The 21,981-nt window shown below is 67.5% G+C and carries 22 protein-coding genes and 1 pseudogene; 7 read left to right on the top strand and 16 right to left on the bottom strand.

Features of this window, described 5'->3' with window-relative positions; all coding sequences use genetic code 11:
* Nucleotides 1–79: 79 nt before the first annotated feature.
* The 4 genes from ABID41_RS11805 (at nucleotide 80) to ABID41_RS11790 (ending at nucleotide 3,649) form a co-directional block, all read left to right on the top strand.
* The gene (locus tag ABID41_RS11805; protein ID WP_354297750.1) at nucleotides 80–382 is read left to right on the top strand and encodes a hypothetical protein; all 303 of its coding nucleotides are present in this window, start codon (nucleotides 80–82) and stop codon (nucleotides 380–382) included.
* Nucleotides 379–669 (top strand): hypothetical protein, encoded by a 291-nt coding sequence (locus ABID41_RS11800; protein ID WP_354297749.1) that lies wholly within the window; start codon nucleotides 379–381, stop codon nucleotides 667–669. Before ABID41_RS11805 ends, ABID41_RS11800 begins: the two co-directional genes overlap by 4 nt.
* Nucleotides 670–1,741: 1,072 nt before the next feature.
* Entirely contained in the window at nucleotides 1,742–2,884 is a 1,143-nt protein-coding gene (locus ABID41_RS11795) for a tyrosine-type recombinase/integrase (protein WP_354297748.1), read from the top strand.
* Between the two features lie 180 nt (nucleotides 2,885–3,064).
* Complete coding sequence (locus tag ABID41_RS11790; protein WP_331929604.1) at nucleotides 3,065–3,649, top strand: hypothetical protein; 585 nt, start codon at nucleotides 3,065–3,067, stop codon at nucleotides 3,647–3,649.
* Here the strand turns inward: ABID41_RS11790 and tgt are convergent.
* Together tgt and queA are read right to left on the bottom strand one after the other, a co-directional pair.
* Nucleotides 3,634–4,749: a tRNA guanosine(34) transglycosylase Tgt gene (gene tgt / locus ABID41_RS11785; protein ID WP_331929602.1), complete on the bottom strand. Its 1,116-nt coding sequence runs from the start codon at nucleotides 4,747–4,749 to the stop codon at nucleotides 3,634–3,636. The two genes, ABID41_RS11790 and tgt, sit on opposite strands and share 16 nt — an antisense overlap.
* Nucleotides 4,749–5,825 (bottom strand): tRNA preQ1(34) S-adenosylmethionine ribosyltransferase-isomerase QueA, encoded by a 1,077-nt coding sequence (gene queA / locus ABID41_RS11780; protein ID WP_331929600.1) that lies wholly within the window; start codon nucleotides 5,823–5,825, stop codon nucleotides 4,749–4,751. Before queA ends, tgt begins: the two co-directional genes overlap by 1 nt.
* A 21-nt stretch (nucleotides 5,826–5,846) precedes the next feature.
* Here queA and ABID41_RS11775 point away from each other — a divergent pair, with 21 nt between their 5' ends.
* Both ABID41_RS11775 and ABID41_RS11770 read left to right on the top strand, forming a co-directional pair.
* Nucleotides 5,847–6,824, top strand: coding sequence for an endonuclease/exonuclease/phosphatase family protein (locus tag ABID41_RS11775; protein ID WP_331929598.1), 978 nt, complete (start codon nucleotides 5,847–5,849; stop codon nucleotides 6,822–6,824).
* A gap of 4 nt (nucleotides 6,825–6,828) precedes the next feature.
* On the top strand, nucleotides 6,829–7,785 hold the full coding sequence (locus ABID41_RS11770; RefSeq protein ID WP_331929596.1) for an endonuclease/exonuclease/phosphatase family protein: 957 nt from the start codon (nucleotides 6,829–6,831) through the stop codon (nucleotides 7,783–7,785).
* Here ABID41_RS11770 and ABID41_RS11765 read toward each other — a convergent pair.
* The 6 genes from ABID41_RS11765 to gyrA form a co-directional block, all read right to left on the bottom strand.
* Nucleotides 7,774–8,268, bottom strand: coding sequence for a hypothetical protein (locus tag ABID41_RS11765; protein ID WP_331929594.1), 495 nt, complete (start codon nucleotides 8,266–8,268; stop codon nucleotides 7,774–7,776). The genes ABID41_RS11770 and ABID41_RS11765 overlap by 12 nt on opposite strands.
* 12 nt (nucleotides 8,269–8,280) lie before the next feature.
* On the bottom strand, nucleotides 8,281–8,841 hold the full coding sequence (locus ABID41_RS11760) for an HD domain-containing protein (protein WP_331929592.1): 561 nt from the start codon (nucleotides 8,839–8,841) through the stop codon (nucleotides 8,281–8,283).
* Entirely contained in the window at nucleotides 8,838–9,302 is a 465-nt protein-coding gene (locus ABID41_RS11755) for a peptidylprolyl isomerase (protein ID WP_331929590.1), read from the bottom strand. The genes ABID41_RS11760 and ABID41_RS11755 overlap by 4 nt, the downstream gene beginning before the upstream one ends.
* The gene (locus ABID41_RS11750; protein WP_331929588.1) at nucleotides 9,302–10,159 is read right to left on the bottom strand and encodes a peptidylprolyl isomerase; all 858 of its coding nucleotides are present in this window, start codon (nucleotides 10,157–10,159) and stop codon (nucleotides 9,302–9,304) included. The genes ABID41_RS11755 and ABID41_RS11750 overlap by 1 nt, the downstream gene beginning before the upstream one ends.
* Nucleotides 10,160–10,276: 117 nt before the next feature.
* Nucleotides 10,277–10,771 (bottom strand): pantetheine-phosphate adenylyltransferase, encoded by a 495-nt coding sequence (gene coaD, locus ABID41_RS11745; RefSeq protein ID WP_331929586.1) that lies wholly within the window; start codon nucleotides 10,769–10,771, stop codon nucleotides 10,277–10,279.
* Between the two features lie 125 nt (nucleotides 10,772–10,896).
* Nucleotides 10,897–13,536, bottom strand: a complete 2,640-nt coding sequence (gene gyrA / locus ABID41_RS11740; RefSeq protein WP_414695920.1) for a DNA gyrase subunit A — start codon at nucleotides 13,534–13,536, stop codon at nucleotides 10,897–10,899.
* Between the two features lie 210 nt (nucleotides 13,537–13,746).
* On the opposite strand from gyrA, the gene ABID41_RS11735 reads away from it, so the two are divergent.
* Complete coding sequence (locus ABID41_RS11735; RefSeq protein ID WP_354297747.1) at nucleotides 13,747–14,274, top strand: superoxide dismutase family protein; 528 nt, start codon at nucleotides 13,747–13,749, stop codon at nucleotides 14,272–14,274.
* Nucleotides 14,275–14,283: 9 nt separating this feature from the next.
* On the opposite strand, the gene ABID41_RS11730 is transcribed toward ABID41_RS11735, so the two are convergent.
* The 8 genes and pseudogenes from ABID41_RS11730 to ABID41_RS11695 form a co-directional block, all read right to left on the bottom strand.
* Nucleotides 14,284–15,603 carry an ATP-binding protein gene (locus ABID41_RS11730; RefSeq protein ID WP_331932893.1) on the bottom strand — a complete coding sequence of 440 codons (1,320 nt, stop codon included), beginning with the start codon at nucleotides 15,601–15,603 and terminating at the stop codon, nucleotides 14,284–14,286.
* 154 nt (nucleotides 15,604–15,757) lie between these two features.
* Nucleotides 15,758–16,258 (bottom strand): single-stranded DNA-binding protein, encoded by a 501-nt coding sequence (locus ABID41_RS11725; protein WP_331932894.1) that lies wholly within the window; start codon nucleotides 16,256–16,258, stop codon nucleotides 15,758–15,760.
* Between the two features lie 138 nt (nucleotides 16,259–16,396).
* Complete coding sequence (locus ABID41_RS11720) at nucleotides 16,397–16,792, bottom strand: hypothetical protein (RefSeq protein WP_331932895.1); 396 nt, start codon at nucleotides 16,790–16,792, stop codon at nucleotides 16,397–16,399.
* Nucleotides 16,793–16,836: 44 nt separating this feature from the next.
* Complete coding sequence (locus ABID41_RS11715; RefSeq protein ID WP_354297746.1) at nucleotides 16,837–17,523, bottom strand: hypothetical protein; 687 nt, start codon at nucleotides 17,521–17,523, stop codon at nucleotides 16,837–16,839.
* A gap of 46 nt (nucleotides 17,524–17,569) precedes the next feature.
* A complete protein-coding gene (locus ABID41_RS11710; protein WP_331928097.1) occupies nucleotides 17,570–20,419 on the bottom strand; it encodes an NHL repeat-containing protein in 2,850 nt (949 codons plus the stop codon).
* Nucleotides 20,420–20,530: 111 nt separating this feature from the next.
* Nucleotides 20,531–21,367, bottom strand: coding sequence for a flagellin (locus ABID41_RS11705; protein WP_331928095.1), 837 nt, complete (start codon nucleotides 21,365–21,367; stop codon nucleotides 20,531–20,533).
* A gap of 134 nt (nucleotides 21,368–21,501) precedes the next feature.
* Nucleotides 21,502–21,780 carry a hypothetical protein gene (locus ABID41_RS11700; RefSeq protein WP_331928093.1) on the bottom strand — a complete coding sequence of 93 codons (279 nt, stop codon included), beginning with the start codon at nucleotides 21,778–21,780 and terminating at the stop codon, nucleotides 21,502–21,504.
* A gap of 114 nt (nucleotides 21,781–21,894) precedes the next feature.
* Nucleotides 21,895–21,981 (bottom strand): annotated as a pseudogene (locus ABID41_RS11695) (flagellin); the annotation flags it as partial.

Below are 21,981 nucleotides of genomic sequence, written 5' to 3'. Positions count from 1 at the left end.
AGCCACGACAGATCGCCTCCTTCGGCTGGTCGATGAGTGGCCGCGCGTCTGCATCGGCTCTACGGCCGAGTTCGCCGCCGTGAAGTCGCCGGCTTGGATCGAGCGCATGGATGAGGTCTGGAACGAACTGGGCGCGCGGCGTCGCTTCACGCCCTGGCTTCACATGCTCCGCGGCATGCAGCTTCTCAACCCGGACTGCCCCTGGCCCTTCGCCAGCGTGGACAGCACCGACCTCGCCCGCAACCACAACCGTCTCAACCGCTACAGCGAGCGGAAGGTCTGGGCGCTTAAGCAGAAGGCCGACCGCTGGGACCAGCGGCAGTGTCCGCCAGCTTGGCGCTCGGCCGTTCCCGCGCCGAGCATCTTCGGAGAAGCAGCATGACCCACCCCATAGAAGGCGGGCTCTCTGAGCTGATCTCCAGCCGTGAGAAGGCAAAACCGGATTGGGCGTCCGACCCCGACCGCGCGCCATGGGTCACGAACAGCCTGAAGGTGAGGATTGCGGATCTGCGCAAAGCTGAGCGGAGCTGCCGGCGGGCCTTCACCAAACCGTACTTCGGCGAAATGGCCGAATACCTGGCGGATTGCTACGCCGAGGCGGCCGAGGTGCTGGAGCGGCATCAAGCCGCCCTCCTCAAAGCCCTCCAAGACCAACAGGTGACGTCATGACCATAGAAGGAGGGCCTCGCTACGCCGAAGAGATTATCGCTAGGCACGTTCAGCGCGCAGTCGATGGCTACTGCTCAGCCGAGACCGCAGCAGCGCGCATACTTCACGACGATCACTTGTCTCTGGCTAGGCTGGATGATTCTTACATCGAAGCGATCTGCCGCGCCCATGATCGTGAAGACGCGGCCCAGCGTGGCGAGCCGTCACCCTGGTTCCACTACGATTGCGACGGCGACTGCGCCGACTGCCAGGAGTTCAGGGCCGAGCGGATCGCCGCGATGCGGGCGGGCCTGAAAGCCCTCTCTTCATCACATGGGGGTGGGAATGGGTGAGCTGAAACTCCTTCGCGGCCCAACTCTAGAGCGCATCCGCTGCCCTATGTGCTGCGGCGCCGGCGTCGTAAGACTGACGCTAACGCGCCACCCGCGAACCTGTCCGCACTGCATGGGCCTGGGCTCTAGCGTGGATGATAGCCGACGCCACGGCCTCGACTTGAGGGCCTACGAACTAGGCCTACATCCACGCACCAGCACCCTCCAGGGAGACGCAGATGTCTGAGCGTCGGGACGCGCTGATCGAGGCTGCGGACTACGCAGAGTTCTACGCGGAGGAGCGCATGCGTCTCTGCCAGGATAGCATCCTGCATGACCCCGTGCTGCGCGGGACCGCAAGGACCAGAGCCGATTTCGCAAAGTCAAAAGACCTGCAGATCGACGGCACTATAAACTCGGCGGCCTATCACGCCGCCTTGGACATAGCGCGGCATCTTCGCGGCTTGGCCGACGCAGATGTCAGCCGAGGGGGTGGAGGGTGAGCGCCGCGCCTTCTCTCGACCCCAACCATCTGCCGCTGCGCATGACGAGCGCGGAAGTCTGCATGCTTGGCCGGTTCTCGATCTCGACCCTCAACCGGAAGAGGTTGGCTGACCCCGCCTGGCTCCCAGCGTCCACCGTTCAAGGGGGGCGGTCCACAGTTTTCGATCGAGCTGAGGTCCTTCGGGCGCTTGGCCTTTCCACCGATGGAGCATCAGATGTGCCCGACCAGGGCGACAACGATTGGACCTTTGACGCTGATGCCTTCCATAAAGCTCGATCTCGGCCGGTACGTAACCGTGCGGCCCCGCCTGGACGGAACGGCGCGCGTGCTGTTCGAGGTCCCAAAGCGCCTGCGTCCCTCCGACTGGTCGGCGGCGATACCGCTCCCCGTCAACGGTGAGCGCCGGGGAGACCTGACGGACGCCGAAGAGGTCGCCCGCATTCAGGCCGACGCAAAGCGGCTGCTGGACCGGCTCAGGGCCGCCAGGATGGGCCGAGAGGCTCCCGCGCCGGCGCGGTCCATGCCAGAGCTCATCCGGTCCTGGCAGAGCACCCAGCGGTTCAAGGACAAGAAGCCGAAGACCCAGAAGGGCTACATCTACCACGCCGGCCTGATCAAGGCGTGGTCGGCCGCCAACGGCCACAAGCCGGTCGATCGCATCAAGCTCGAGGCGATCGAGGCGTTCCTGGCCCACTACGACGACCGGCCGACGACGAGGCGTCACCTCAAGATCGTCATGTCGATGCTGCTGGACCGGGCCATTCAGCTCGAATGGCGCACGACCAATCCGCTCGACACCGTGAAAATGGGAGCTCCCAAGTCCAAGGTGACCATCTGGGAAGCCGACGACGTGGCGTTCTACATCAAGGCCTGCAAGGATCAGGGCCAGCCCTCAATCGCCGCCATGATCTCGACGCTCTGGGAGATCGGCCAGCGGGTCACCGACGCCCGGCTCTTCCGATCCGGCGCCGAGTATGTCGATGGCGCCTTCCGCTTCTGGCAGTCGAAGACGGATTCCTGGGTGACCGTCCGCGTGAGCAAGCGGACGCGCGATTTGATCGCCGAAGTTGCCGATCCTGACAGCCTCTACCTCTTCACCGACAAGGCCACTGGCAAGCCTTGGGATGAGGCTCGCCTGGGCCACGTCTTCGCGGACATCCGCAGCGAGGCCAAGGGCCGCCACCTCGTCCTCCGGGCCCTGCGCCATAGCTGTGTCGTCCAGATGGCCCGGGCGGGCTCTGACGTGCCGGAAATCGCCTCGGTGACCGGCCACGCGCCGGGGACCGCCGCCCAGATCCTGGCGAAGTATCTGCCGCGCGACAACGCCCTGGCCGCGAAGGCCCAAAAACGCCGCGGAATTGCCGCGCCAAAGGCTGGTAGAACCGTCAGACTCGCGTGAAAAGCACAGCGTTTTCAAGACGTGAACTGAACGGGAACAGTCTGACGGTCGGCAATAAAACCAATGCGCACCAAGCGACTTTTAATCGAATGGTCCTGGGTTCGAGTCCCAGCCGGCCTACCATTCCCGTCCAACGTGGTTTCACTCGACCGGCCGCGCTTGCCGGCGCTATTTTCAGTCATGCGTAGAGCCCTCCTCGTCCTGCCGCTGCTGCTGCCCCTCGCCGGCTGCCTGACCACCCCTGCGGACGGATCGAGCAAGATCCAGACGACGTCGGAGGCCAAGCGCGAGAACATCCAGGGGGCGATGGCCGCGCCGCTGCGTGACGTGAACGTTCTGCGCACCAAGATCCCGCCGGTCCTGCTCGAGGCCATGGCCGATCCCTACAAGCGCCCAAGCGCCAACACCTGCGCGGGAATCACCGCCGCCGTCCGGCCGCTCGACGGCGCGCTGGGCGCGGACCTCGACGAGCCGGCGGTGGACGAGGACGACGTCATGGAGCGCGGCCAGAAGACGGCGCTGGGGGCGATGGCCTCGCTGAGCTCGAGCGTGATCCCGTTCCGCGGCTGGATCCGGCAACTGTCGGGGGCCGAGCGGCACGACAGCCTGGTGCAGGCCGCGATCCTCGCTGGCGCGGTGCGCCGGGCCTACTTGAAGGGCCTGGGCGAATCGAAGGGCTGCTCGCCGCCGGCCACGCCTTCGCACATGCTGACCGGCTCGCCCGTGCCGAGCCAGGGCCTGCGGCCACGCTATCCGGTCCGCTGACGGGCCTTGAAGTCGCGACGGAACTGCTCGAACCGGCCCTCGGCGATCGCCGCGCGCATCGCCGCCGTCAGAGCCTGGAAATGGGCGATATTGTGCCAGGAGAGCAGCACCTGGCCGAGGATTTCCTCAGCCTTCACAAGGTGATGCAGGTAGGCCTTCGAGTAGTGTGACGACGCCGGGCAGTCGCTGGTTTCGTCCAGGGGCGTGTCGTCCTCGGCGAAGCGGGCGTTCTTCAGGTTGATCGAGCCTTCCCAGGTCCAGGCCTGGCCGTGGCGGCCGGAACGGGTCGGCAGCACGCAATCGAACATGTCGACGCCGCGGGCCACCGCCTCCACGAGATCGATGGGCTTACCCACGCCCATGAGATAGCGCGGCCGGTCGGCGGGCAGCATGGCCGGGGCGTAGTCGAGGACCTCGCACATCGCCTCGTGCCCCTCCCCAACCGCCAGCCCGCCGAGGGCGTAGCCGTCGAAGCCGGTCTCGACGAGCCGCTCGGCCGACTCGCGGCGCAGGTGCTCGAAGGTCGAACCCTGCTGGATGCCGAACAGCGCCTGGCCGGCGCGCTCGCCGAAGGCGGCCTTGGAGCGCTTGCCCCAGCGAGCCGAGAGCCGCATCGCCTCGGCGGCCCTGCGCTCCTCGGCCGGCCAGGACACGCACTCGTCGAGCTGCATGACGATGTCCGAGCCCAGCAGGTCGGCCTGGATCTCGATGGAACGTTCCGGGGTCAGGACGTGCCTGGAACCGTCGATGTGGCTCTGGAAGGACACGGCCTCCTCGGTGACCTTGGCGATCTTCGAGAGCGACATGACCTGGAAGCCGCCGGAATCGGTGAGGATCGGGCGATCCCAGCGCATGAACCGATGCAGGCCGCCCAGGCGTGCGACGCGCTCGGCGGTGGGACGGAGCATCAGGTGATAGGTGTTGCCGAGGATGATGTCGGCGCCGGCGGCGCGCACCTGGTCCACGGTCAGCGCTTTGACGGTGGCCGCGGTCCCGACGGGCATGAAGGCGGGCGTGCGGATCTCGCCGCGCGGCGTGCGCAGGACACCGGTCCGAGCCGCGCCGTCCACGGCGTTGATCTCAAAGGGGAACGCGGCCACTAGTTGGCTCTCCAGAGCAGGCTGGTGTCGCCATAGGAATAGAAGCGGTAGCCGCTCTCAATGGCGTGGGCGTAGGCGCCGCGCATGGTCTCCAGCCCGGCGAAGGCGCTGACCAGCATGAAAAGGGTCGACTTCGGGAGGTGGAAATTGGTCATCAGGCCATCGGCCACGCGGAAGCGGTAGCCGGGGGTGATGAAGATCGAGGTCTCGGCGGCGAAGGGACGGACGACGCCGTCTTCGCCCGCGGCGCTCTCCACGAGACGGAGCGAAGTCGTGCCGACGCAGACGATGCGGCCGCCGGCAGCCTTGGCGGCGTTGATGCTGGCGGCGGCGGCGGCGTCAACTTCCCCGTACTCGGCGTGCATACGGTGTTCCGTCAGGTTTTCGACCTTTACCGGCAGGAACGTGCCGGCGCCGACGTGAAGGGTGACGAAGGTCGCGCCGACGCCCATGGCCTCCAGGCGCGCCAGAAGCTCGGGCGTGAAGTGCAGGCCGGCGGTCGGCGCGGCCACCGAGCCCTCTTCGTCGGCGTAGACCGTCTGGTAGTCGGTGCGGTCCTGGGCGTCCTCGCCGCGCTTGGCCGCGATATAGGGCGGCAGCGGCATGGCGCCCCGCTCGGCGATGGCCAGGTCGAGGTCGGGCCCGGAAAGATCGAAGGACAGGGTGACTTCACCGCCCTCGCCCTTCTCGACCACGGTGGCGTCGAGGCTGGTGAGCAGGCAGGCGCGATCTTCCATGGCGCCGAAGCGGATGCGGTCGCCGGGCGCGAGCTTCTTGCCCGGACGCATGAAGGCGGTCCACTGCCAGGGGGACAGGCGTCGATGGAGGGTCGCCTCCACGGCGACGTCCGAGCCCTCCCGCAGGCGGCGGCCCTTGAGCCGCGCCGGGATGACCCGGGTGTCGTTGAGGACAAGCATGTCTCCGGCCCGGAGCAGGCCCGGCAGGTCGGAGACGGTCAGATCGGCCAGGGGCTGGCCCGGCTGGACCAGGAGCAGTCGCGCGGAGTCGCGCGGACTGACCGGCCGCAGGGCGATACGGTCCTCTGGAAGTTCGAAGTCGAAGTCGGCAAGCTGCATGGGCGCGCTTGAAGCGCACGGGTGGGCCCACCCGTCAAGCGTGGCGATGTGCAGGTCGGGGACATGGGGCTGCTGAGATTCCTCTATTCGGCCGTGATCCTGCCGCTCGGCTGGGCCTGCGCGATCGCTGCGGTGCTGGCGCAGGGCGGCCGGTTCAGCGGGCATCTGGACGTGCTGACGCACTTCGCGCCGCTCTATGTCGCGGGCGGCGTGATCACCGTGGCTGCGAGCCTTTTCGTCGCGGAGCGGCGTCTTCCCCTCGCGCTTGCCGCGATCGCCGTGCTGGCGAGCGGGGCGCTGATCGCGCCGGAGTTGCTGCGGCGGCAAAGTCCGGCCGCGCCGGCGGACGCAGGCGGCCAGCTCAAGCTCGTCCAGTTCAACGCCGCCCTGGACGCGAAGGGCCTGGAGGAACGGCTGGCCTGGCTGGCCAAGGAGGACCCGGACATCCTGGTGGTCGAGGATTCGCGCGAAGTGTTCCAGACCGCGGTCGCTCAACGGCTGGGCCGCTATATGGCCTGCGGGCGCACCTGCGGCGTGGCGATCTTCACGCGGACGCCGCCCCTGAAGATCGAAAGCCCGCGGCGCGGTCGCTATGGCCTGGGGCCGTCGATCGCCGCCGTCCATATGGCTGACGCACGCGGCGAGTTCATCGTCGCTGGGATTCACTACCAGTGGCCCACGAAGGTCCGCACCCATCGCGAGAACGGCCTCCGGATGCTTCAGGTGCTCAAGCCGCTGCCGAAGGCGCGGATGATCGTCGTCGGCGATTTCAACTCCACGCCGTGGTCATTCGATCGCAGACGGGACGACGCGGCGATCGGCCTGGAGCGCCGGACACGCGCCCTGCCTACTTGGCCGGCGAACGGCCCGTTCGGCCTGGCGTTCCTGCCCATCGATCACGTCTATGCCGGGGAAGACTGGCGCACGGTCGAAATACGCCGCGGGCCGAGGCTCGGTTCGGACCACTATCCGCTCCTCGTCTTGCTGGCCCCGAAGTGATTGCATGGAACATGTCCGCTCCGTCCTCGCCGCATTCATGACCCTGGTGGCGCTCTGCTGCCTGGCCTGGGCCGCGGCGGCGCACGGGGGGCGCTGGAGCATGCGGCTGGACGCCCTGACGCACTTCGCACCGCTGGTGCTGGGCGCGGCGATCCTGCCGGCGGCCTACGCCTTCCTGGTGAGAGGCTGGCCGCGGATCGCCATGCTGGTCATGGCGGGCACGGCGATCCTGCTGTGCGCCGGCCTCATCCTCCCCGAATACCTGCGCCCGAAGAGCGCGCCGGCGCCGGCCGCCGCGCCGGGCAGGATCAAGGTCATCCAGCTCAACTTCTGGGACCGCAACCGGACGCCAGCCAAGGCGATCGCCTGGCTGAAGGCGCAGGACCCCGACATCATCGTGCTGCAGGAGGTCTGCCGGGTCCGCAAGATGCTGCCCGTAGAGTTGGCCGACTACCACGTCACGACCTTCGACTGCCGAGTGATGATCCTCTCCAAGGCCGAGCCGATCCGGCGGATGGTCACGCCGCTGGACGCCGACAAATATCTGAGGCCGCCGGTCGCGGCCGCCACCTTCCGCGACCAGCACGGCGAGTACACCGTGGCGGGCACCCATTACGGCTGGCCGGTGCCGGCGGGACGCCAACAGGCGCAGGGGCGGCTCATCGCCGGCTTCCTCGGGCGCTTTCCGAAGGAACGGCTGATCTTCACCGGCGACCTCAACTCCACGCCCTGGTCGTTCGCCCGGCGGCGCGAGGATGCGATGTTCGCGATCGAGCGGCGGACGCGGGCGCTGTTCTCGTGGCCGGTCGGCCGATTCACCGGCGGACGATTGGAGGCGCCCTTCCCTTTCCTGCCGATCGACCAGGTCTATGCCGGACCAGGGTGGCGGACGGTGAGCGTCACGCGCGGACCGGCCGTGGGCTCCGACCACTATCCGATCGTGACCATCCTAGCGCCGTAGGGCCTCGCGGGCCTTGCGGAGCGCTTCGCGCAGCCGCTCGCGCTTAGCGAGATAGTCGGTTTCCAGAGCCTCGCGGCGAGCGTCGAGCGCGGCGCGCTGGGCGGCGATCTCATCGAGCGCCTCACCGTGTGCGGCGGCCATGTCGACGAGCCGGGCCTCGAGGTCCTTGACCTTCCTGACCGCGGCCGGCGACGGCGCCTTGGGCCGAGCGGGTCTCGGCGGCTCGGGCTTCGCCGCGGGCTTGGACTTCGGCTTTGCAGCCGCCTTCGGCGGCGTCGCGCCGGTCGGACGTCGGAGCACGGTTCCGGGCGAGGCGCAGGCGGCCTCGACCAGCTCAGGATCCTCGGTCTGGCGTGCGCCGCCGGTCTGGAAGAGATCCTGGTGAGCGCCCCAGGCCTCCAGCGCCTTGGCCCGCGAGCTGACCGCGACGACATAGTCGGTGAGGCCATCGGAGGTGACGAAGACCTTCAACCGCGGCGCCACGGTGACCTCCCCTCAGCTTAGGGACGCGAGCTCCCGAGTGAGGTTTTCTCGCGCCTGGGCGTCCAGCCATTCGGCGAACGCGGGATCGGGGAAGATAACCTGCGCGTCCAGAAAGCGTTGCAGCACCGCAACCCGACCCTTGCGCCAAGCCTCGTCGGGGACGTGGGCGTATTCCTCGCGGACAGCGTGCGCGTAGGCGTCGTAGCGCGGCGCCGGCGCGCCGAGGATCGCAAGGTCGATCGAGACCATGATCTCCCCCAGGCGATCCTCCTCCTCGACCTCATGGCCGGCGGTGAGGCGGATCAGCCGGGCGACCTCTTCGCGCGCGTGAATCGAGATGTCGTCAAATTCGCGCAGATCGGCTTTGGCCATCTCGGCGCTCCTGACCTCGTTGTCGGAGGCGGTCGGGTCGTAGACGGCGTCATGCCACCAGATCGCGAGCTCCAGGATCCGGCGCTCGCTATCTTGCAGGTCGGGAACCTTACCGAGCAGCGCCAGGCACTGCTCGATATGTTCGCGCGTATGGTAGCGCCGATGCGGCTCGGCATAAGCCGCTTCGAGCTTTGGCGTCACGCGACGTCGGCGGCCACGCGGGCCGAGACGATCTTGCCGGGGCTGCGCGGCGGCTCGCCCTTCGGCAGGGCGTCGACGGCGTCCATGCCTTCGACCACTTCGCCCCAAACGGTGTACTGGCCGTCGAGGAAGGTCGCATCGTCCAGGCAGATGAAGAACTGGCTGTTGGCCGAGTGCGGGGCCGAGGTGCGGGCCATGGAGCAGACGCCGCGCACGTGCGGTTCACGGGAGAACTCGGCCTTCAGGTTCGGCTTGTCCGAGCCCGAGGTGCCGGTGCCGGTCGGGTCGCCGCCCTGGGCCATGAAGCCGTCGATGACGCGGTGGAAGACCACGCCGTCATAGAAGCCTTCACGCGACAGCTCCTTGATGCGCTCCACGTGGCCGGGGGCCAGGTCGGGGCGGAGCTTGATCGTCACCGGACCGGTGTCCAGGGTCAGGATGAGGGTGTTTTCCGGGTCCATCACTTCACCTCCGATGGAATGTTGATATCGCAGACGGAGAAATTGGTTCCCGCCTGCGTCTTTGCAGCGTCGATCTTGGCCTTGAACCAGGGGCTGGCCGTATCGACGACGCGAACCTTGGGTCGTTCGGAAGCCGGGATATCGGCCAGGATGCGGACCTTGTCCATCTTGTCTTGCGGCGGGGTGACCGGCTCGCCGACCTTGATCGCCCGCACCACCTCGAGCCCGGAGATCACCCGGCCCCAGCCGGTGTAGCGCTTCTCCAGGGTGGGATAGGTCTGGCGCATTAGGAAGAACTGGCTGTTGGCGCTGTCCTCTCCCTGCCCGCGGGCCATGGCGGCCACGCCGGGGCAGTAGAGCGGCCACGCCGAAATCTTGCCGTCGGCGGTCATGGCCGCGAGCATCGGGCTCTGGCTGCGGACCGGCAGGGTCTTGATGAAGCCGGTCTGGCTGACGTTCTCGTCGGCGACCTGCACGAACCCGCTGTCGCCGCCCAGGCGGAACAGGAACTCCTGGGTGAGGTCGGGCTTGTCGCTGCCGCCTGTGCCCTGATCCTCAGGATCGCCGGTCTGGGCCATGAACTGGTCGATCACCCGGAAGAAGCTGCGGCCGTCGTAGAAGCCGGCGCGAGTCAGTTCCTTGACACGCTGGACGTGGGCGGGCGCGACTTCGGGGACCAACTCGACGATGATGCGGCCCTTGTTGGTGTCGATCACCATGACGTCGTCGGGATTGGGCGTGCGCCAGTCCGATGCGGCCGGCGGCGGCGCGGGGGACGCCTTGGCCGCGGGAGCCTGGGCGGCGGCGGGCGCCGCAAGCGCCATGACGGCGGCGGCGAGAAATACGGTGCGGAACATCGGGTCACTCGTAATTTGCACGTGCGCCGGTTCCGAGCGGGACGGAAGACGCCGCGCCGCTCTGGAACATGCCGAGCTTGGCGAAATCAAGGTCAAGCTGACCGGACGCTGGGCTTCCTAGGCGCGGCCGACCTTGGCCAGCAGGGCGTGCATGATCTGCGGGCTGACGAACTTGCTGATGTCGCCGCCGAGAACGGCGATTTCCTTCACCAGCTTGGAGGAGATCGCCTGGTGCCGCGGATCGGCCATGAGGAACAGGGTCTCCACCTCGCGGTCGAGCTGCTGGTTCATCGCCGTCATCTGGAATTCGTATTCGAAGTCGGCCACGGCGCGCAGGCCACGGACGATGACCCCAGCCCCGATTTCGCGGGCGAAGTGCATCAGCAGGCCTTCGAAAGGCTGCACGATGATCTCGGCGCGATGGGTCAGGTGCTCGGTTTCAGCGCGGAGAATCGCCACGCGCTCCTCCAGCTCGAACAGGGGCCCCTTGCCGGCGTTGATGGCCACGCCGATGACCAGCTTGTCCACGAGCTTCACGGCCCGCCCGATGATGTCGGTGTGGCCGTTGTGGATTGGGTCGAAGGTCCCCGGATAGAGCCCAACGCGCGTCATTCGACGTCTCCCCCGTTACTTGCGCCGCGATTTCACCGGCGCACGCCCTGAAAGCAAGTCCTAATTGGCGGACCGCAATCCCTTAGCGCACTTGAGGTTGCGCAATCCCGGATCACGCGGCGGCCTTAGTCCGCCGCATCCCCCTCGTCCTCCGCCTCGTCGCCCTGGTCGGCCAGGCGTTCGACCGACACGACATGCTCGTCCTTGCTGGTCCGGAAGATGGTGACCCCGGACGTGTTGCGGCCGACCATGCGGATCTGGTTGACCGGCGTACGGATGAGCTGACCCTGGTCGGTGACGAGCAGGATTTCGTCGAACTCCTCGACTGGGAAGGAGGCCGCCAGGCGGCCGCCCTTCTTGGTCAGGTCCTGGGCGAGCAGGCCCTGACCGCCGCGCCCGGTGCGACGGAATTCGTAGGCCGAAGAGCGCTTGCCGAAGCCCTCGGTCGAGACGGTGAGGATGACCTCCTCGGCCGCGCCGAGTTCGGCGATGCGTTCGACGCTGAGCGTGACCTCGCCCTCGCTTTCCTCGTCGTCCGGAGCGGCGACCTCGTCCACCTCGTCGCCGGTGGCCCGGCGCATGGCGTTGGCGTGTTTCACATAGGCGCTGCGCTCGGCGGGCGTCGCTTCGACCGACCGCAGGATGGCCATCGAGATGACGCTGTCGCCCTCGGCCAGGCGGATGCCGCGCACGCCGGTGGAGTCGCGACCGGCGAAGACCCGGACCTCTTCTGTGGCGAAGCGGATGCAGCGGCCGAGCGCCGTGGTCAGCAGGATGTCGTTCTGAGCGGCGTTGCAGAGGCCGACGCCGATGATCGAGTCACCGTCGTCCAGCTTCATGGCGATCTTGCCGTTGCGCTTGATGCCCTGGAAGTCCGACAGCTTGTTGCGCCGGACATTGCCCGAACGGGTGGCGAACATGACGTCGTATTGATCCCAGGCGCCCTCGTCCTCCGGCAACGGCAGGATGGAGGTGATGCTTTCGCCCGGCTCGATCGGCAGCAGGTTCACGAACGCCTTGCCGCGCGAGTTCGGATTGCCGACCGGCAGGCGCCAGACCTTGAGCTGATAGACCTTGCCGCCCGACGAGAAGAACAGCATCGGCGTGTGGGTCGAGGCGGAGAAGACGCGGGTGACCGCATCCTCGTCCTTGGTCGCCATGCCCGAACGGCCCTTCCCGCCCCGATGCTGGGTCCGGTAGGTGGCCAGCGGCGTGCGCTTCACATAGCCGCCGTGGGTCACGGTGATGACCATGTCCTCGCGGGCGATCAGGTCCTCGTCCTCGACCTCGGCGTCGCCGTCGACGATGGCGGTCCGGCGCGGCACGGCGAAGGCGGTGCGCACCTCCACCAGTTCCTCGCGCACGATGGCCATGACGTTTTCGCGCGAGGACAGGATCGTCAGGTGGCCCTGGATGGTTCCGGCCAGTTCGCTGGCCTCGCCGAAGATCTCGTCGCGGCCGAGACCGGTCAGGCGAGACAGGGTCAGGGCCAGGATGGCGCGGGCCTGTTCCTCGGTCAGCCGGATCTTGTCGTCGTCGATCACCACCGTGCGCGGGTCGGCGATCAATTCCACCAGAGGCATCATGTCGCCGGTCGGCCAGTTGCGGGCGACCAGGCGCTCGCGCGCCTCGGCCGGGTCCTTCGACGAGCGGATGATGTGGATGAACTCGTCGATGTTAGCGACGGCGATGGCGAGGCCGACCAGGACGTGGCCGCGGTCGCGCGCCTTGCCCAGCTCGAACTTGACGCGCCGGACCACGACCTCTTCGCGGAAGTCCACGAAGGCGGCGACCAGCTCGCGCAGGTTCATCTCGCGCGGGCGGCCGCGGTCGAGGGCCAGCATGTTGACCGCGAAGGACGACTGCAGCGGGGTGTAGCGATAGAGCTGGTTGAGCACGACGTCCGGAGACGCCTCGCGTTTCATCTCGATGACGACCCGCATGCCGTCGCGGTCGCTCTCGTCCCGCAGGTCGGCGACGCCTTCGATCTTCTTGTCGCGCACCAGTTCGGCGATGCGCTCGACCATCGCGGCCTTGTTCACCTGATACGGGATCTCGGTGATGACGATGGCTTCGCGATCCTTGCGGATCTCCTGGATGTCCGCCTTGCCGCGCATGATCACCGAGCCGCGGCCGGTGGCCAGGGCGGTGCGCGAGGCCGAGCGGCCGATGATCTCGCCGCCGGTCGGGAAGTCGGGGCCCGGCACGATGTCCAGCAGGGCGTCGAGGCCGATCTCGGGATCGTCCACATAGGCCAGGCAGGCGTCGACCACCTCGCCCAGATTGTGCGGCGGGATGTTGGTGGCCATACCGACGGCGATGCCGCCGGCACCGTTGACCAGCAGATTCGGGATCCGCGACGGCAGGACCACCGGCTCCTGCTCGGTGCCGTCGTAGTTCTCCTTGAAGTCGACGGTGTCCTTGTCGAGGTCGGCCACGATGGACATCGCGGCCTTGGTCATGCGGCTTTCGGTATAGCGCATGGCCGCCGGCGGGTCGTTGTCCACCGAGCCGAAGTTGCCCTGGCCGTCGATCAGCAGCAGGCCCATCGAGAAGGGCTGCGCCATGCGGACCATGGTGAAGTAGATCGAGGCGTCGCCGTGCGGGTGATACTTACCCATCACGTCCCCGACGACCCGCGCGGACTTCACATACGAACGGTCGGGCGTGTGGCCCTGCTCGTTCATCGAAAACAGGATGCGGCGGTGAACGGGCTTGAGGCCGTCGCGCGCGTCCGGCAGGGCGCGGCTGACGATCACGCTCATGGCGTAATCGAGATACGAACGCTTCAGCTCGTCTTCGATGGCGATAGGGGCGATGCCCCCGCGCCGGCCGTCATCGGGCGGGGTTTGGGTTTCTTCGGTCAAGGGACGGTTTAGCCGTTAGAATCGGACACAAAGCTAGGTTCGTTTGTTACCATCCCGGAGGCCGCAAGGCCAATCTCCGTGCAGATTCAAACGTCAGGTGCTGAACCCATGAGATATGCTCTCGTCGCCCTCGCCGCCACTCTGATCGCCGGTTCGGCGACTGCGGCGGATGCGCCCGCCAGCCAGCGGGCGGACCTGAAGAACGCCAGCGGCGCCGTGATCGGCTCGGCGCAACTCACCGATGCGCCCAAGGGCCTGCTGATGAAGATCGAGCTGAAGGGCGCGACGCCGGGCTGGCATGGCCTGCACTTCCACGAGAAGGGCGATTGCTCGAAGTCGGACTTCACCTCGGCCGGCGGACACGTCCACGGCGGGTCGACCATGGTCCACGGCCTCCTGAACCCCGACGCCAACGAGGCGGGCGACCTGCCGAACATCTATGTGGCCGCCGACGGGACGGCCAGCGCCGAGTTCTTCTCCAGCTTCGTGTCGCTCAGCGGCGCCGGCGGCCGCCAGGCCCTGGCCGACGCCGACGGCTCGGCGATCATGATCCACGCCAACGCCGACGACCATAAGACCCAGCCGATCGGCGGCGCGGGCGCCCGGATCGCTTGCGGCGTGATCGCCGGCGGCTAGGCTGGCCGCCTACCAGGCCCCGGCGGGCTCGGCGGCGACCGGGGCGCGGATGATCACGTGCAGGCCGCCATCGGGTCCGTTGCCGATCACCAGGTCGCCGCCGAACCGCCGCAGCAACCGCTGCGCCGTGGGAATGCCGAGGCCGAGGCCGCCCGTGTCGCGGCTGCGGGCGGTATCGACCCGGAAGAACGGCTCGTAGATGCGCTCCAGGGCATCCTGGGGAATGCCGGGTCCCTTGTCTCGGATGTGGATCGCGACGCCGGCCGGCTCCTCGACAACCTCGACATCGGCCTCCTCGCCGTAGCGGACGGCGTTGTCGACCAGTTGCACGATCGCCTTCTCGAGCGGTCCCCGATAGGTCGAGACCACCAGGCTGTCCGGTCCGCGATAGGCCGCCTTGCCGTTCCAGCGGACAAGCAGGTCGGCCAGCAGCCGGCCAAGGTCGACCTTCTCCGAGGCCGCGGCCTGGTGCTGGGCGCGCAGGTAGCCGCGCAGGGACTCCAGCATCGCGTTCAGCTCATCGACGTTATCGACGACGATGGTCCGGGTGTCGGTGCAGTCAATGAAATCGGCGGCGATCTTCAATCGGCTGAGCGGCGTGCCGAGGTCGTGGCTGATCGCCTCCATGGCCCGCGCCTGATCCTCGATCAGCCCGCCGATGCGGGTCTGCATGTTGTTGAAGGCGCGGCCCAGGTCGCGCAGGTCGGCCGGCCCCTGGATCGCCACAGGCGCACGACGCCCCTCCCCGAACTCATGGGCCGCGACGGCCAGCCGCCTCAGCGGCCTGCCCAGGGCGCCGAGCGCGTAGATCGCCAGCCCCAGGGAGAGAAGCGCCACGAGAAGCGTGATCACCGTGGCGCGCAGGGCGATCGGCCAGCTACGCGGGACGTCACGGGAGCGGAAGGTCAGCCACTGGCCGTCGGCAAGCCGCATGGCCCCGACCAGATCATCGCCGCCGCCGGGGTTGCGCTCGGTCCAGAGGCGCAGGGAGCGGCCGTCGAGGGACGGCTCCCACTGGATGACCTGGCGTGCAATGGCCTCGGCCGTGGCGTCTTGGATGGTCGGCCAGTCGGGCCGCGCCGGACTGACGGCGGCCTCCAGATGGCGCGTGGTCATGACGGCGTCGGTCGCAGCGTTCAGCCCGCCGCCCGCCGCCTGCGCCCGGCCGCCGACGACCAGCAGCTCGGCGATGCGCCGCGCATGGTCCTCGCGCTGGTCCTGACGGTCGATCGCCGCATAGAATCCGATGCTCACGATCGCCTGCACGATCGCCACGGCGGCCACGATCAGCGTCGTGCGACCGATCAGATTCTTGGCTGAAAACCCCACGACCCTCTCCGACGCGCCAGGCTGCGCCCAAGAGGCCGTCCGCGGCGCGGTTGTCAAATGCCTGCGGTGGCTTTGGGGATGTCGGCCAGCCGAAAACGAACATGGCCGGCCTCAGGAGGGCCGGCCATGCATCGGAGCAGGATGGGGTTCCGATTTAGAACGGGATCTCGTCGTCGAGGTCGGCGGAGAAGTCCTCGCGGGGGCCTGAGCCCTGGTTGCGCGGGCCGCCGCCGAAGCCGCCGCCACCGCCGCCATATCCACCGCTTCCACCGCCGTAGTCACCGCCGCCGCCAGCGCCCTCGCTGCGACCGTCGAGCATGGTCAGTTCGCCCCGGAACTTCTGGAGCACGATCTCGGTGGAGAACTTCTCCTGGCCCGACTGGTCGGTCCACTTCCGGGTCTGCAGCGAGCCCTCGATATAAACCTTCGAGCCCTTGCGCAGATATTGCTCGGCCACCTTCACCAGGTTGTCGTTGAAGATCACGACCCGGTGCCATTCGGTCTTTTCCTTGCGTTCGCCGGTGGCGCGATCGCGCCAGGTTTCCGACGTCGCGATCCGCAGGTTGGCGACCCGGTCGCCAGAATTGAGGCTGCGGATTTCCGGATCGGCGCCGAGATTGCCGACCAGGATCACCTTGTTGACGCTGCCCGCCATGAGTTCGTCCCTTGCTTTCCGTGCTTGCGGCCCAGCGGCCTAAAGGCGGACGCTAGACGAGGCCCGGCGGGCGATCAAGTTAATGTTCCGCATTTGTTCGCGCCAAATCGCGCTTCGTCCACAGAGGATTTGCGCCGCTTAGTTGGCGGGCGGCGCAGCCTCCCGCGGCATGGCGCCGGGGACGGCCAGGCGGCCATCGCCCGTCCGCACCATGGCGAGGTAGGGATGCTCCTCCAGCGACGGGGCGGTGAAGATTCCGCGCTTGTCGACGAAGATGAAGTTGCCCTTGTAGGCGCCGGTCACCTCGGTGGTGGTCCCGCCCATCCGCAGGAAGCGGACCCGCATGCCTTCGAGCTCGGCGGCGCAGTGCTCCAGGTCAGGAACATTGGTGGCGAGCTTGTGGTACTTCAGCTCACCGTCCTGCTTGGTCACGTGCCAGCAGATCCCCTCCCCGCCCGGCGGCAGGGTCTTTTGGGAGCAGGCGCCGAGGGAAAGAACGGCGAGGCCGGTGACGATGGCGGTTCGAAACAGCATGGCTGAAGCCTATAGGCGCGATTGAGGCGGGGCCAAGGCGACGCTTAGCCGATCGGAGCGATGGAGCAGTTCGAGGCCTGTTCCGCCAGCAGGCGGAAACTGCGGTTGTCGCCGGACACTTCAACCTTTCCGGGCACCAGGCGCAAGGTCTGCGACATCCAGCGGCCATAGGTGGCGCCGCCGGGGCGCTCGCACCGTCCGGCGAACAGGGTCTGAACGCAGGCGTGCAGGGTCTGTTCGCTTGGCAACTTGCGCCAGCCGCCATCGACGTAGCGCCAGCAGCTTCCAGCCGGGGCGTTGGCCGGCGCAGCCGTCGGGGCCGGAACCACGGCGCCGGGAGGCGCGACGCCGGCGGTCACCGGCTCGGGCGTCGGCGGCAGGGGCGTCAGCATGGTGCCGGCCTGGTCGGCGGCGGCGAGATTGCCCGCCTCATCGACGCCGACATCGAGGGCGCCGGTGGCGACGCCGTTCCGCTTGGCGCAGTCGGCCAGGGTCATCTCGCCCACATACTGTCCGGCGACGAAACAACGCAGCGGCTTGGCCGGGTCCAGCTTGCCGTCGTCGCGGGCGCCGGTCTCGACCACCAGTCCGCCTTGAGAGGCCGGCGGCGGCGCGGCCTTTTCGCCACGGCCCTTGCTCACCATCGCGTTCGCGATGAGGAGCCCCGCGATCAGGGCGGCCGCGCCGCCGCCGAGCGCCAGAAGCGTGCGTCGATCCTTCAGGAAATCCATGCGCCCTCGCTAGACCGTGCGTGTGACGGTTTCAAGCGTAGGCGGGTCAGGCGCCGCCCAGGAGACGGTTCAGGCCCGCCTGATAGTTGGCGAGCTGGTTCTTCAGATAGGCGGGGACCTCTCCCTCGACCTTCTTCTTTTCGGCGGCCGGCTTCATTCCCGCTTCCAGGTCGCGATAGGCGGTGCGCAGGACCGACATGGCCATCGTCAGCCGGTCGAGGGTCTTCTTGATGTTCTCTTCGCTGGAGAGGTTCAGGTCCCGCGGCATCTTCAGGCCGTACATGGCCGCCCCGCCGTCGCCGGGCTTGGAGACGCCGTCGTCGGTCACCATGGAGCGAACGAAGCCCTCCTGCAGGCCCAGGGCCTCCAGCACATCCAGACCGCCCTTCCCGCCCAGGATCTCCAGGCTGGACCGACTGTTCCTGGGCATGATCTGCAGCTTGCGCACGTCGCCGTCGGAAACGACGTCGGCCTTCACCGAATAGGCGGTGGCCCGGAGAATCTTGGTGGCGAGGGTCTGCAGGGTGTCATTGGCCTCGATGGTGATCGTCACCGCCGAGCCGCCGATCCGCCGGCGAATCTGGAACTGGTCGCCGGGACGCGCGGAGGTCGCAGCGGTGACCAGTTGGGAATCCGAATAGGCGATCTTGCCGGTGGGCAGGCCAAGCCGGTCAAGGGCGCTCGCCCCGCCCGGATCGACGGCGATCGAGGTCGGATTGACAATGCCGTCCTTGCCGCTGAACCGCTGGGACCAGGCCACCGCGCCGGAGGCGATATCCAGGCCAACCGCAAAGCCGTCGGTCTTCCCAAGCGTGGCGTCCATGCCTGGAAGCGCGGTCTTGGTCGTGCCGGTGATCCAGACCTTGCCATCGGCGACGGTCATGGCCGAGGCCCGATCATCGCCCGCCCCGCCGTAATAGGCGATGGCGTCGCCGCCGGAGCTGAGATCGAAGGCGATCCGGGCGGCGAAGGTGTCGATACTGCCCGACGAGGCCCGGGTGGTGTTGCCGATGCCCAGGGTCGCGCCCGTCGAGCCGGCGATGATGATCGAGCCGCCATCCATGGTGACGCCGGCGATGGTCCCGCCGCCGATCGAGCCGAGGTTGCGGGTCGCGGTGACGACCGGGGCCTTCGGATCGGTGAGGTCGAAATTGCGGAGCTTCACCTCCCCGCCTTCGATGGTCGTGACGACGACATTGGTCCCGTTGACCACCAGGCCCGCGGGCTTGTCTTCACCGGCCGCGCCGAACTGGGTGGTCGACTTCAGACGTCCATCGGCGTCGAAGGCGCGCAGATAGCTGTCCCAGCTTCCGCTCGAAACCTGGCCGGTCATGGCCCCCTTCGTGCGGCCGAGAACATAGACCGAGCCGTCGGCGCCGAACGCCACTTCGGTGGCCTCGTCGTCGTCGCGCGCGCCAAGCCGCTGCGACCACATCTCCTCGCCCGCATCGTTGTACACGGCGACGAAGCTGTCGGGCTTGGTGGGGTCGGCCCCTTCGTCGGCGGCCAGGACCTTGGGGATCGTGTTGGTGTCGCCGATCGGCACGCCCGAGGCGGCGAACCCACCGGTCACCGACCCCGCGACGGCGATCTGGCCGTCCGGACCGACGCTGAGCGCCAGGCCGCTGGCCGCCTCGGAGGCGCCGAGCGTGCGCGTGTAGACGACGTTTCCGGCCGAATCGAACTTCATCAGCGCCACGTCGCCGGAGCCCTTGATGGTCTGGCCGTCGACCTCGCCGTCGACGTCGGCGAGCATGTAGAGCGAGCCGTCAGGGCCGGTGACGGTCGTCCGCACCTGAGAGACGCCCTCGGGCAGTTCGACGTTGAAGACCCGGCCGTCCACCCAGTTCACGTCGCCGGGCCGACGAACCGCATCGGAGGTGGCGCCGGTCTCGAACTTCAGGAGTTGCTCGACGGTAGGCTTTTCTTCCGCCTCCGCGGGCGTCTCGCTGGCCTCGGAGGTCGTGCTGGCGGCCGGCTTGGCAGCGGTCGTGGTTTCTTTCGGGTCGGGATCCCCGGCGGTCTGGGTGATATAGACCGCAGGCGAGGTCGCCGGCGCGGAAAAGGTAAGAATTTCCGTCGTGTCGCCCTGGATCTTGATGGCGAACTGATCGGGCGCCTTGCCCAGGCTGACGGTGCGTCCGTTCACCTCGACGGTCTTCTCCTCGCCCGGAATCTTCTCGACCGCGAAGCGGGTCCAATAGCCGGTGGTCGTGGCGATCTTGTCGTTGAGGTACTTGACCACATTGTTCATCGAGCGGGGCAGCGAGCCCATCTCGGAGAGGTCGAAGTCGATCGTCTTCTGGGTCTTGTTGGGCAGGGCCACGTTCATGCTGAACCGCACGTCGCCCTGGAAGGCCTCGACCGCCTCGGTGGCCGTGCCCTGGTGGATCGGATCGGTCAAGTAGCGCGGCGTCGTCTTGGGCACGCCGACGGTGGCCTTGGCCTTGTCGGCGGCGTCGCCATAGGTCAGCCGCAGATGCTCGAAGTCGGTCGAGTCGACGTAGTTGGAGACCTCGGCCATGCCACGGGAGAATGCGGCCTGGATCCGCGTCAGCTCCGCGGGGCTGACCTTGTCGTCGTCGGCCCGCTTGGCCAGGCTCTCCAGGAGCGCCAGCCCCTGGTACATCGTGAAGAGCTGGCGGTAGTCGTCGCTGGCGCCTTTGACATCGAGCTGGGTCTGCGCCTCATCGATGAACTTGCGCCCGATGAGGACGCTCTTGAGCAGGTCGTCGGGCTTGGGGGCCTTCGAAAGGCTGCTCCAAGGCGCCGTCGGCGCAGCCGTGCCGCCGACGCCGGTCTTCGAACCGGGCGCCGCTACGCCGCCGCTCGCCACCACCGAGCCGCTCTTGGCTTGGTAGTAGCTGAGCAGGATGCTGGTATCGAGGCCAATCACCTAGGTCACCGACTCTGCACGCTTGCCCGACCCTACTCTGCCCCAGGTAGAGCTGACGATAGGTTAAGCTGCGCCTTAATATTTCAGCGCGCCGCCGAGCCGGCCTCGACCTTAGCCGCCGCGGAAGAGCTGAAGGATGACCTGCGGCTGGGAATTGGCGATCGACAGGGCCTGGGCGCCGAGCTGCTGTTGCACCTGCAGGGACTGCAATCGGGCGCTCTCCTTGGCGATATCGGCGTCCACCAGGTTGCCGATGCCGGTCTCCAGGGTGTCCTGCAGCTTGGCCACGAAGGTCACGTGCTTTTCGATCTGCTTGGCCTGGGCGCCCATTTCGGCGAGGGCCGCCGTCACGTTCGAAATGGCGGAGTCGAGCGAGGCCAGCACCGACTTCACGTTGGTGGTCGTCCCGTTCAGGTCGGTGCCGTCGAGGCCGATGATCGAGCCGGTGACCGTGAAGTCCTGCGGGGTCAGCGAGATGTAGCTGTCGCCATCGGCGTTGGCCAGGAAGTTAAGGTCCGCCGTCAGGCTGCCGTTCAGGACGGAAACGCCGTCGAACTCCGCCGAACTGGCGAACTGGCTGATGGCCTGCAGCAGGGTCTGGTATTCGTCGTCGAAGGCCTTCTTCGTCTGGGGCGACGCGGAGTCTTCGGCCGCGCCCACCACCTTTTCGCGCATCTGCACGAGGATGTCGGAGATCTGCTGCCCGGCCGTCAGGGCGACGTCGGTGATCGAGGTCGCCCGGTCGAGGCTCATCTTCACCGCGCCGAGGGAGCTGAAGTCGGCGCGCTGCTTCTGGGCGATGGCGTAGACAGCGGCGTTGTCCTTGGCGCTGGAGACGCGCAGGCCGGTGTTGATCTTGTTCTGAACCTGCTCGAGCTTTTCGTTCGTGCTGTTGAGGTTTTGGAGCGCGATCAGCGCCGACTTGTTCGTGTTGACGCTCATCGCCATGGCGCAAATCTCCTTCAGAGAACCCATGAGTGCGCGCGACTCGCGCGCCGTTAGTATGGTTAACGCTGAGAGATCGTGGTTTCTGAAAGATTAACGCCGTAAATTCGGCGGCGGGCGCTGGCGAAGCGGCCCGATCAGGCGCTGGTGTCGATCACCGCGCCGGCTTCGTACCCGGCCGCCTCGCGCAGGCGAAGCACCTCTTCCCGGGGAAGCTGCAATACGACCTCGCCCGTGCGCCGGTCTATGGTCTTGTAGACGAAACCGCCGTGCGGACCGCGGTCTTCGATGACCAGCCGCAGGTCCGGCGTCGGAGCCTCTTCCTGCACGGCGACCTGAGCCGGCGCGGGTTTCGGCGACGCCACGCCGTCCATCTCGGTCGAGACGACGGCGATGCTGGAAAGCTTACTCTCCATGGTTTCCTCCGCGGCTCGCTTGCGCGGGCCCCTATGGGCGAAAGCGGCGGGAAGGACAGTCCTTCCCGCCGCCGACGCCAAAGCGTGGCCGCGAGCGGCCACGCCTCCTTTGTCTTATCGGAAGAGTCCGAGCAGAACGCTGGAGGACTGGTTGGCGATGCCAAGCGCCTGAACACCAAGCTGCTGCTTGGTCTGCAGGGC

The sequence above is a fragment of the Phenylobacterium koreense genome (assembly GCF_040545335.1).
GTDB lineage: Bacteria > Pseudomonadota > Alphaproteobacteria > Caulobacterales > Caulobacteraceae > Phenylobacterium > Phenylobacterium koreense.
The sequence above is the reverse complement of the archived record's forward strand: the minus strand, read 5'-3'. Positions and strand labels throughout refer to the sequence as shown.